A 9353-nucleotide genomic window follows, 5' to 3' on the forward strand; every position below is an offset into this window, starting at 1 on the left:
GGGCCTCGAGGCCCAGTCCCTGCGCATGCGCGTGGTGTCGGAGAACCTCGCCAACGCCCAGTCCACCGGCGACGCGCCGGGCGCCGACCCCTATTCGCGCAAGACCGTGACCTTCAAGGCCGAACTCGACCGGGCCATCGGCGCCGCGTCGGTGCGGGTGCGCGACATCGACACCGACAAGACCCCGTTCCGGGTCGAGCACGACCCGAGCAACCCGGCGGCGGACCAGAACGGCAACGTCAAGCTGCCGAACGTCAACGCCCTGATCGAGATGGCCGACATGCGCGAGGCCAACCGCTCCTACGAAGCCAATCTGCAGGTGATCAAGCAGGCCCGCGCCATGGTGGCCAGCGTGATCGACCTCCTGAGGACATGAGCATCCGATGATCGAGGCCCTCACCCTCTCGGCCTTCGACCGGGCCGCCGCCTCCGCCCGGCCCGAGGCCGCCGCCTCCGTCCAGCGGGCGATGCTGCCCCCGGTGACCGGCGCCGTCCCGGGCGCCGACGCCGCCGCCCCGGCGGATTTCGGGCAGATCATGGCGAGCTTCGCCTCCGGTGTGCGCAACGACCTGCGCGCCGGCGAGGCCGCCTCGATCGCCGGCATCCAGGGCAAGGCCTCGGCCCAGCAGGTCGTCGAGGCGGTGATGTCCGCCGAGCAGAGCCTGCAGACCGCCGTCGCCATCCGCGACAAGGTCGTGTCCGCCTACCTCGAACTGAGCCGCATGGCGATCTGAGGACGTTACGCAGATGAGAGCGCTCGCCGTCGCCGCCACGGGCATGTCCGCCCAGCAGCTCAACCTCGAAGTCATCGCCAACAACATCGCCAACCTGAACACGACCGGGTTCAAGGGGGCGCGGGCCGAGTTCACCGACCTGCTCTACCAGGCCGAGCGCCAGCAGGGCGTGCCGAACCAGTCCGGCCAGGAGGCGATCCCCGAGGGCGCGATGCTCGGCCTCGGCGTGCGCGCCGCCGCCATCCGCAACCTGCACCGCCAGGGCCAGCTGACGAACACCGCCAACCAGCTCGATCTCGCCATCAACGGCCGCGGCTACTTCCAGATCCAGAGCCCGAGCGGCGAGATCAACTACACCCGCGCCGGCGCCTTCAACAAGAACGCCACCGGCCAGCTCGTCACGCTCGAGGGCTACACCGTCGACCCGGCGATCCTGATCCCGAACAACGCCACCGAGATCACCATCAACCAGTCGGGCCAGGTCTTCGCCAAGATCGAGGGCCAGGTCGCGCAGCAGAACATCGGCCAGCTCACCATCGCCAACTTCGCCAACGAGTCGGGCCTCGAGCCTCTCGGCAACGGCCTCTACCGCGAGACGCCGGCCTCGGGCGCGGCGGTGATCGGCAATCCCGGCGACGTCAGCTACGGCAAGCTGCAGCAGGGCTACCTCGAAGGCTCGAACGTCGATCCGGTCAAGGAGATCACCAGCCTGATCACCGCCCAGCGCTCGTTCGAGATGAACTCCAAGGTGATCCAGGCCGTCGACGAGATGGCCGGCACGATCTCCAAGGGTATCCGCTGAGCCGGGATCCCGGGCGTCCCAGCCTCGCGGACCCCCTCCACGGTGAGACTGCCTCGCCGCCGGCTCCGGCGGTGCCCCTCCTCCCGGCGCGACACCCCATGGTCACCTCTCTCTGGCATCTCCGCCTCCGGCGCTCGCGCCTCCTCCTGGCGCTGGTCGGCCTCTGCCTGCCGGCGGCCCTCGGCGTGGCCGCCCCGGTCCCGTCCTCGCCCGCCGACATGTCCCCCGCCCTCACGGCGGGCGAGATGATGCTGCCGGTGCCGACCGTGACGATCTATCCGGGCGACACGATCAAGGAGTCGATGCTGCGGCTCCAATCCTACCCGACGACCTACCGGGCCCGGGCCGCGGTGATCGACGCGCCGATGGCCATCGTCGGGCGCGTCGCCCGCCGGATGCTGCTGCCGGGCGAGCCGGTGCCGGTCAACGCCGTCGACGACCCGCGCCTCGTCAGCCGCGGCACGCCGACCCAGATGATCTTCGAGGAGAACGGCCTCGTCATCACGGCGGTCGGCTCGCCGCTGCAGAATGGCGGCCTCGGCGAGACGATCCGGGTGCGCAACACCGACACCAACCGGATCGTGCTCGGTACCGTGATGGCCGACGGCCGCATCAAGATCGGCGGGTTCTGATGCGGGCCTCCCTGCGCGTCGCGCGCGTCGTCCTCGGCCTCCTCGCGCTCGGCTCCGGCCTCGCGGCCCCGTCCGTCCCGGCCTTCGCGGTCGCCCCGGTGATCGCCAGCGGCGGGTATGCCCGCATCAAGGACGTCGCCAGCCTCAAGGGCGTGCGCGACAACCAGATCGTCGGCTACGGCCTCGTCACCGGCCTCCAGGGCACCGGCGACACCCTGCGCAACGCCCAGTTCACCGAGCAGTCGCTGCAATCGATGCTCGACCGGATGGGCATCAACGTGCGCGACGCGCGCCTGCGCACCCGCAACGTCGCCGCCGTGATGGTGACGGCGGACCTGCCGCCCTATGTCGGCGCCGGCTCGCGCATCGACGTGACGGTGACCTCGCTCGGCGACGCGACCTCGCTGCGCGGCGGCACGCTGCTGATGACGCCTTTGTCGGGCGGCGACGGCAACGTCTACGCCGCCGCGCAAGGACCGCTCGCGGTCTCGGGATTCTCCGCGCAGGGCCAGGCCGAGCAGCTGACGCAGGGCGTACCGACCGCCGGCCGCATCCCCAACGGCGCGCTCATCGAGCGCGAGGTGCCGGGCGCGTTCCGCGACCTGCCCGAACTCGTCTTCGAACTGAAGAACCCCGACTTCAAGACCGCCACGATGGTGGCCGATGCCATCAACGCCTACGCGATGGGCCGCTTCCACCGCCGCATCGCCAGCCCGCGCGACCAGCGCTCGGTGGTGCTCCAGCGCCCCCGCGACATGATCCTGCCGCGCCTCGTGGCCGAGATCGGCGACCTGACGATCCAGCCCGACGTGCCGGCCCGGGTCGTGGTCGACCAGCGCACCGGCACGGTGGTGATCGGCCGCAACGTCCAGATCTCCACGGTGGCGGTCACCCACGGCAACCTCACGGTGCGGGTCACCGAAACGCCGGAGGTGTCCCAGCCCGCGCCGTTCTCGAACGGCCAGACCACGGTGGTGCCGCGCACCGAGGTGGCGGCGCGCGAGGAGCAGGGCCGGCTCGCGGTGCTGGGCGGCTCCGACCTCCAGACGCTGGTGCGCGGCCTCAACCAGGTCGGCCTGAAGCCCACCGACATCATCGCGATCCTCCAGGCGGTGAAGACCGCCGGCGCCCTCCAGGCGGAGCTCGTCGTCCAATGACCCGGATCCTTCTGGCCGCCCTCCTCCTGGCGCTCGCCGGCCCGGCGCTGGCCGCCGGCGACGGCCATGGCGGGCCGGCGCCCGACCCGGCCAAGGACGCGGCGATGCGGGCCATCGCGGCCCGCGACGCCCCCAAGGAGCCGACCGCCCAGGACTTCGCCGCCGGGGGCGCCGCCAAGGACCCGTCCAGGACCGGCTACTGCGCCACCATCGCGGATGCGGCGGCCGATGCCCGCTTCGCCTGGCAGAAGGAGCAGCTCGCCGCGCTCGAGAAGCAGGTCGAGGAGCGCATCCGCCGCCTGGAGGAGAAGCGCGCCGAGTACGAGGCGGTGGTCCAGCGCCGCAAGGAATTTTTGGCCAAGGCCGACGAGAGCGTGGTGGCGGTCTACGCCAAGATGCGGGCCGACGCGGCCGCGCTCCAGCTCACCAACATGCCCGAGGACAACGCCGCGGCGATCCTGGTGAAGCTCAATGCCCGCACGGCGAGCGCGGTGCTCGCTGAGATGGAGGCGTCCCGCGCCGCGTCGCTGGCCCGCAAGATGGCCGAGGCCGGCCGCCGCAAGGACAACGAGAGATCGTGATGACCCGCAGAGCTCCGGCTTCCCGCCTTCTTGCCCTCGCCGTGGCGGGTCTCTCCCTCGCCGGCTGCCAGAGCAAGCTCGACGAGTTCGGCCGCCCGCCGGTCCTGACCCCGATCGGCACCGGGCTCGCCGCCCCGCGCGAGGCCCTGCCGTCGAGCTTCGGCACGCTCCAGAGCCGGCACGGCTACCACTCGACCTGGTCGCCGGCGAGCGCCGACCTGTTTCAGGATCCCCGCGCCCGCAATATCGGCGACGTGCTGACGGTCAGCATCCTGATCAACGACAAGGCGCAGTTCGACAACGCCAGCGACCGCTCGCGCAGCCAGAAGTCGAGCCTCGGCTTCGATTTCGGCTACGGCGTCTCGGGCCTGAAGGATTCGGCCACGGCCGATACCGGCATCCGCTCGGGCACCGAGACGAAGGGCCAGGGCACCATCGACCGCAAGGAGAATCTCAGCCTGTCGGTCGCCGCGGTGATCACCGAAGTGCTGCCGAACGGCAATCTCCTCATCAGCGGCTCGCAGGAGATCCGGGTCAACAACGAGGTCCGCGTCCTCAACGTCGCCGGCATCGTCCGGCCGCGCGACATCTCACGCAAGAACACCATCGACTACGACAAGATCGCGGAGGCCCGCGTCTCGTATGGCGGCCGCGGCCGCCTGACCGACGTGCAGGGCCCGACCCTCGGCCAGCAGATCTTCGAGACCGTCGCGCCGTTCTGACGGCCCTGAACCGGAAGGACGCGCGATGGCGGACAAGGACGAGAAGAAGGGCGGCGGCAAGGCCTGGATCGGGGCCCTCGCCCTCTGCACCCTGGTGGCGGTCGGCACCGGCGCTGGCCTCGGCATGTACCTGATGACCAGCGTCGAGAAGGCGGTCGACCAGAAGACCCGCGAGGCGCAGGAGCACGAGAAGGCCGCCAAGGTGCTGAACTACTCGGGCGAGCTCACCCTGCGCAGCGTCGGCTCGGTGGTGACGAACCTCGCCGAGCCGGCCGATTCCTGGGTCCGCATCGAATCCTCGGTGGTGTTCAAGACCGGCAGCCTGCCGACCCCGGACGTCACGATCGCGGAGATCAAGGCCGACCTCGTGGCGTATCTGCGCACGCTCTCGACCGCCCAGATCGAGGGGGCGAGCGGCCTCCAGCACCTGCGCGAGGATCTCAACGAGCGCGTGGCCCTGCGCACCAAGGGCGCCGTGCGCGAGCTCATCGTCGAAGCTCTGGTGGTCCAGTGAGGCATCGCACCAAGGTCGCCCTCGGCGCGACGCTCCTGCTCCTCGTGTCGGCCGGTGCCGCCCTGGCGCAAGCCGCCGGCGGGGGAGCGGCCGGCGTCACCGGCATCCCGGGCCTCGACGCGCTCCTGCCCCCCGGCAACGGTGCCGCGAGCGGGCGCATCCTCCAGATCGTGGCGCTCCTCACGGTGCTGTCGCTGGCGCCCGGGCTCCTCGTGATGGTGACGAGCTTCACCCGCTTTGCCGTCGCGTTCTCGTTCCTGCGCTCCGGCCTCGGCCTCCAGAGCACGCCGGCCAACCTCTTCCTCGTCAGCCTGTCGCTGTTCATGACCTTCTACGTCATGGCGCCGACCTTCGACCGGGCCTGGAGCGAGGGCGTGCGCCCGCTCCAGGAGAACCGGATCACCGAGGAGGAGGCCTTCACCCGCATCACCGATCCGTTCCGGGAGTTCATGTCGGCCCAGGTGCGGCCAAAAGACCTCCAGACCTTCCAGGACCTCGCCAGCCGTACCTTCCCGAAGCCCCAGGAGGGCGAGAAGATCGACCTGCGCATCCTGATCCCGGCCTTCATGATCTCCGAGCTGCGCCGCGGCTTCGAGATCGGCTTCCTCATCGCCCTGCCCTTCCTCGTCATCGACATGATCGTCTCGACCATCGTGATGTCGATGGGCATGATGATGCTGCCGCCGACGGTGATCTCGCTGCCGTTCAAGGTGCTGTTCTTCATCCTGATCGACGGATGGAACTTGCTGGTGAGCGGGCTGGTGCGGTCGTTCTTCTGACGCCTCGTCGATTTGTCTGAAGCGGGTGCCGCGCTACGGCGCGTGGAGCGGACCGGACGGGCGCCGGAGGTCCGCAGGGCGCCCCCACCTCACCCCTCCGCCAGACCGCAGGCCCGCAACCCCTCCCGCATGTGCCCCGGCGCCGGGGCCTCGACGGCGATCGCCGGCTTCTTCGGGTAGAGCGGCAGCGCGAGGGTGCGGGCGTGGAGCTGCAGGCCCGGCCCGCCCTGGCGCGGGGCGCTGCCGTAGACGGAATCCCCCAGGATCGGCCAGCCCATCGCGGCGCAATGGACCCGGAGCTGATGGGTGCGCCCGGTCACCGGGGAGAGCGCCAGCCAGGTCCGCCCGGTGGCCGCGTCGCGCCCCATCACCCGCCAGCGGGTGAGCGAGGGGTCGCCGGCGGGATCGGTCTTCATCCACCAGCTGCGGGGATCGTCGGAGCGGCGCGCGAGCGGCAGGGCGATCTCGCCCGATTCCTCGGGAGGCCCGCCCTCGACCAGCGCCCAGTAGGTCTTGTCGGCCTTGCCTTGCGCGAACAGCGCGTTGAGCCGGGCCAGCGCCTTGGCGTGGCGGCCGAGCGCGAGGCAGCCGGAGGTGTCGCGGTCGAGGCGGTGGGCGGCCTCGGGCCGGCGCGGCAGGCCGAAGCGCAGGGCGTCGAGGTGCTGGGTCAGCGTCTCGCCGCCCTTCGGCCCCGGATGGACCGGCAAACCCGCCGGCTTGTCGATGACGAGCACGAGGGCATCGCGGTAGAGGAGCCGCGAGAGTATGTCGTCAACGATCATGAGGCTGTCGCAGGAGCGGCGGGTGCGGGCGAAGTTCGGGGCAGGCCGCCCTAGATCGTCTGCAGGGTCTGGAGCAAGTGCGGATGAGTGAGACGAAACAGCCGGGCTGGTTCGGCCGACTGTTCGGCCGGAAGGCCGAGACGTCGCCAGGGACCCCTGCCGAGACCCCTGCGGAGACCCCCGCCGACGCTCCGGCCACGCCCGCCGGGCCCGAGTCCGCCGAGCCCGATCCGGCCGCGACGATGCCGACGGAGCCGACCGGCACCCTCTCGGAGGGCGTGCCCGACTTCGCCACCGGCGCCGACGACGTGCTCCCGGCGCCCCCGACCGTGACCGAGGCCTCGCCCGAGACCGCCCCCGAGCACGACCTGCCCGACGAACTCGCCGGGGCCGACCTCGAACCCGTCGAGGGCGTCCAGCCCGAGGGCGTGGTGCCGGCCGCCCCCGAGCCCGAGCCCGAGCCGACCGAGGTCGCGCCCGCCGCCGCCGAGATACAGGAGCCGGAGGCGACCGAGACTCACGAGCAGCCCGAGGCGCCCACGAGCGAGGCGCCGGACGCTCCGGAAGCCGAAGAGGCTGCCCCGCTGGTGATCTACCAGCCCCCGGCCGAACCCGAGGCGCCGGCCGAGAAACGCGGCTGGTGGAGCCGGCTGACCGGCGGCCTCAAGCGCACCTCCTCGGCCCTGTCGGACCGGGTGACCGGGCTGTTCACCAAGCGCAAGCTCGATGCCGATACCCTGGAGGAGCTGGAGGACGCGCTGATCCAGGCCGATTTCGGTCTCGACACCGCGGCCCGGATCGCCGAGGCCGTCGGCAAGGGCCGCTACGAGAAGGGCATCGCCCCCGACGAGGTGCGGGCGATCCTGGCGGCGGAGGTCGAGCGCGCCCTCGATCCGGTCGCCCTGCCCCTCGTGATCGACACGACCAAGAAGCCGTTCGTGATCCTGATGATCGGGGTCAACGGCGCCGGCAAGACCACGACGATCGGCAAGCTCACGCAAAAGTTCCGGGCCCAGGGGCATAGCGTGATGCTGGCCGCCGGCGACACGTTCCGGGCCGCGGCGATCGAGCAGCTGCGGGTCTGGGGCGAGCGCACCGGCGCGCCGGTGGTGGCCCGACCCCAAGGATCGGACGCCGCCGGCCTCGCCTACGACGCGCTCCAGGCGGCGCGCGACGCCGGCACCGACATCCTGCTCATCGACACCGCCGGCCGGCTCCAGAACAAGGCCGGGCTGATGGCGGAGCTCGAGAAGGTGCTGCGCGTCATCCGCAAGCTCGACGCGGAGGCGCCCCACGCCGTGCTCCTCGTCCTCGACGCCACGGTGGGCCAGAACGCGCTGAGCCAGGTCGAGATCTTCCAGAAGGCCGCCGGGGTCACCGGCCTCGTCATGACCAAGCTCGACGGCACGGCGCGGGGCGGCATCCTGGTGGCGCTCGCCGCCAAGTTCGGCCTGCCGGTCCACTTCATCGGCGTCGGCGAGGGCGTGGACGACCTGGAGCCCTTCGCGGCGCGGGATTTCGCCCGGGCGATCGCCGGGCTCGACAAGAACTGACTGGAGGGGGCCGCCCGAGCCCCCTCCGCCACGACGCCCTCGCCGCGCCGCTCGGCCTCACTCCGCGCAATAGGCCGCCATCCCCTCGGCCAGGGCGTCGAAGGTGACCCGGCAGCGGCGCAGGAAGCGCAGGTCCTCGTGCATCGCCACGAAGGTCGGCAGCTCCCAGACGATCTCCGGCACAACACGGATCAGGTCCGGGTCGCGGGCGGCGAGCGCGGTGTGGCAGGCGCCGAGGCCGAACCCGGCCCGGACGGCCGCGAGCTGCGCCAGCGTGCTGTCGCTGCGCCAGGCGAAGCGCGCCGCCGCGAGGGCGGGCGCTTGCCGCATCATCCCCCGCAGGAACGGCGTCTCGGCGTCGAAGCCGATCACGCTGTGGCGGTCGAGATCCGCCGGGCGCTCCGGCAAACCGCGCACCGCGAGGTAGCGGCGGTGGCCGTAGAGACCGAGGCGGACGATCCCGACCCGGCGCGCCACCAGGGCTCCTTGCGTCGGCGGCGCCATCCGCACCGCGATGTCGGCGTCGCGGTGCAGCAGGTCCTGCATCCGGTCGGACAGCATCACATCGACGGCGAGGCCGGGATGGCGGGCGTGCAATCCGGCGAGGATCGTCGGCAGCACCTCGGCGCCGACCACCTCGGAGGCGGTGATCCGGACCCGGCCCGACAGGCCCTCGGCCTCGCTCGCCACCGCCCGGTGCAGCGCCGCCGCGGTCGCCTTCAGGGAGCGGGCGAAGGGCGCCAGGATCAGCGCCGCCTCGGTCGGCGCGAGGCCGGTGGGGGAGCGGGTGAACAGCGCGACGCCGAGCGCCCGTTCGAGTGCCGCGATCTGCCGGCCCAGCGTCGGCTGCGTCAGCCCGAGCGCCCGCGCAGCCCCGGAGAGCGAGCCCTCCTCCAGCACGGCGAGGGCGGCGCGATAATGGTCCCAGCTCGGCTCGGTCATGCGATATCGTATAGCCGATCACCGTCCTTCGGCAATTTTTGAGTAAGTCGACGTCTGGCACACCGCCCCGCATCGACGGAGAGGGACACGCGATGACGACGAGGACGGCGCTGGTTCTGGGGGCGACGGGCGGGGTGGGCGGCGCGGTGGCGCGC

General features: G+C 71.7%; 12 protein-coding genes. 10 read left to right on the top strand and 2 right to left on the bottom strand.

Going from position 1 to position 9353, the window contains the following annotated elements; translation table 11 throughout:
* The 9 genes from flgC to fliP all read left to right on the top strand — a co-directional run.
* The coding region (gene flgC, locus QR78_RS31175) for a flagellar basal body rod protein FlgC (RefSeq protein WP_125940066.1) at positions 1–376 on the top strand (376 nt) is incomplete at its 5' end.
* Positions 377–467: 91 nt separating this feature from the next.
* The gene (gene fliE / locus QR78_RS31180; RefSeq protein WP_420865553.1) at positions 468–734 is read left to right on the top strand and encodes a flagellar hook-basal body complex protein FliE; all 267 of its coding nucleotides are present in this window, start codon (positions 468–470) and stop codon (positions 732–734) included.
* Positions 735–747: 13 nt separating this feature from the next.
* Positions 748–1536 (top strand): flagellar basal-body rod protein FlgG, encoded by a 789-nt coding sequence (gene flgG, locus QR78_RS31185; protein ID WP_048431520.1) that lies wholly within the window; start codon positions 748–750, stop codon positions 1534–1536.
* Between the two features lie 98 nt (positions 1537–1634).
* Positions 1635–2168 carry a flagellar basal body P-ring formation chaperone FlgA gene (gene flgA, locus QR78_RS31190; RefSeq protein ID WP_082171967.1) on the top strand — a complete coding sequence of 178 codons (534 nt, stop codon included), beginning with the start codon at positions 1635–1637 and terminating at the stop codon, positions 2166–2168.
* The gene (gene flgI / locus QR78_RS31195) at positions 2168–3325 is read left to right on the top strand and encodes a flagellar basal body P-ring protein FlgI (RefSeq protein ID WP_048431521.1); all 1158 of its coding nucleotides are present in this window, start codon (positions 2168–2170) and stop codon (positions 3323–3325) included. Before flgA ends, flgI begins: the two co-directional genes overlap by 1 nt.
* Complete coding sequence (locus QR78_RS31200) at positions 3322–3906, top strand: MotE family protein (protein WP_048431522.1); 585 nt, start codon at positions 3322–3324, stop codon at positions 3904–3906. Before flgI ends, QR78_RS31200 begins: the two co-directional genes overlap by 4 nt.
* The gene (flgH, locus tag QR78_RS31205) at positions 3906–4628 is read left to right on the top strand and encodes a flagellar basal body L-ring protein FlgH (RefSeq protein WP_048431523.1); all 723 of its coding nucleotides are present in this window, start codon (positions 3906–3908) and stop codon (positions 4626–4628) included. Before QR78_RS31200 ends, flgH begins: the two co-directional genes overlap by 1 nt.
* A gap of 25 nt (positions 4629–4653) precedes the next feature.
* The gene (locus QR78_RS31210) at positions 4654–5142 is read left to right on the top strand and encodes a flagellar basal body-associated FliL family protein (RefSeq protein ID WP_048431524.1); all 489 of its coding nucleotides are present in this window, start codon (positions 4654–4656) and stop codon (positions 5140–5142) included.
* Positions 5139–5921, top strand: coding sequence for a flagellar type III secretion system pore protein FliP (gene fliP / locus QR78_RS31215; protein WP_048431525.1), 783 nt, complete (start codon positions 5139–5141; stop codon positions 5919–5921). Before QR78_RS31210 ends, fliP begins: the two co-directional genes overlap by 4 nt.
* Positions 5922–6010: 89 nt before the next feature.
* On the opposite strand, the gene QR78_RS31220 is transcribed toward fliP, so the two are convergent.
* Entirely contained in the window at positions 6011–6703 is a 693-nt protein-coding gene (locus tag QR78_RS31220) for an RluA family pseudouridine synthase (protein ID WP_048431526.1), read from the bottom strand.
* An 83-nt stretch (positions 6704–6786) separates the two neighbouring features.
* Here QR78_RS31220 and ftsY point away from each other — a divergent pair, with 83 nt between their 5' ends.
* Positions 6787–8256 (top strand): signal recognition particle-docking protein FtsY, encoded by a 1470-nt coding sequence (gene ftsY / locus QR78_RS31225; RefSeq protein ID WP_048431527.1) that lies wholly within the window; start codon positions 6787–6789, stop codon positions 8254–8256.
* Between the two features lie 57 nt (positions 8257–8313).
* On the opposite strand, the gene QR78_RS31230 is transcribed toward ftsY, so the two are convergent.
* Positions 8314–9198 (bottom strand): LysR family transcriptional regulator, encoded by an 885-nt coding sequence (locus QR78_RS31230; protein WP_048431528.1) that lies wholly within the window; start codon positions 9196–9198, stop codon positions 8314–8316.
* Positions 9199–9353 lie beyond the last annotated feature (155 nt).

The organism is Methylobacterium indicum, from assembly GCF_001043895.1.
In the GTDB taxonomy this organism is placed as follows: domain Bacteria; phylum Pseudomonadota; class Alphaproteobacteria; order Rhizobiales; family Beijerinckiaceae; genus Methylobacterium; species Methylobacterium indicum.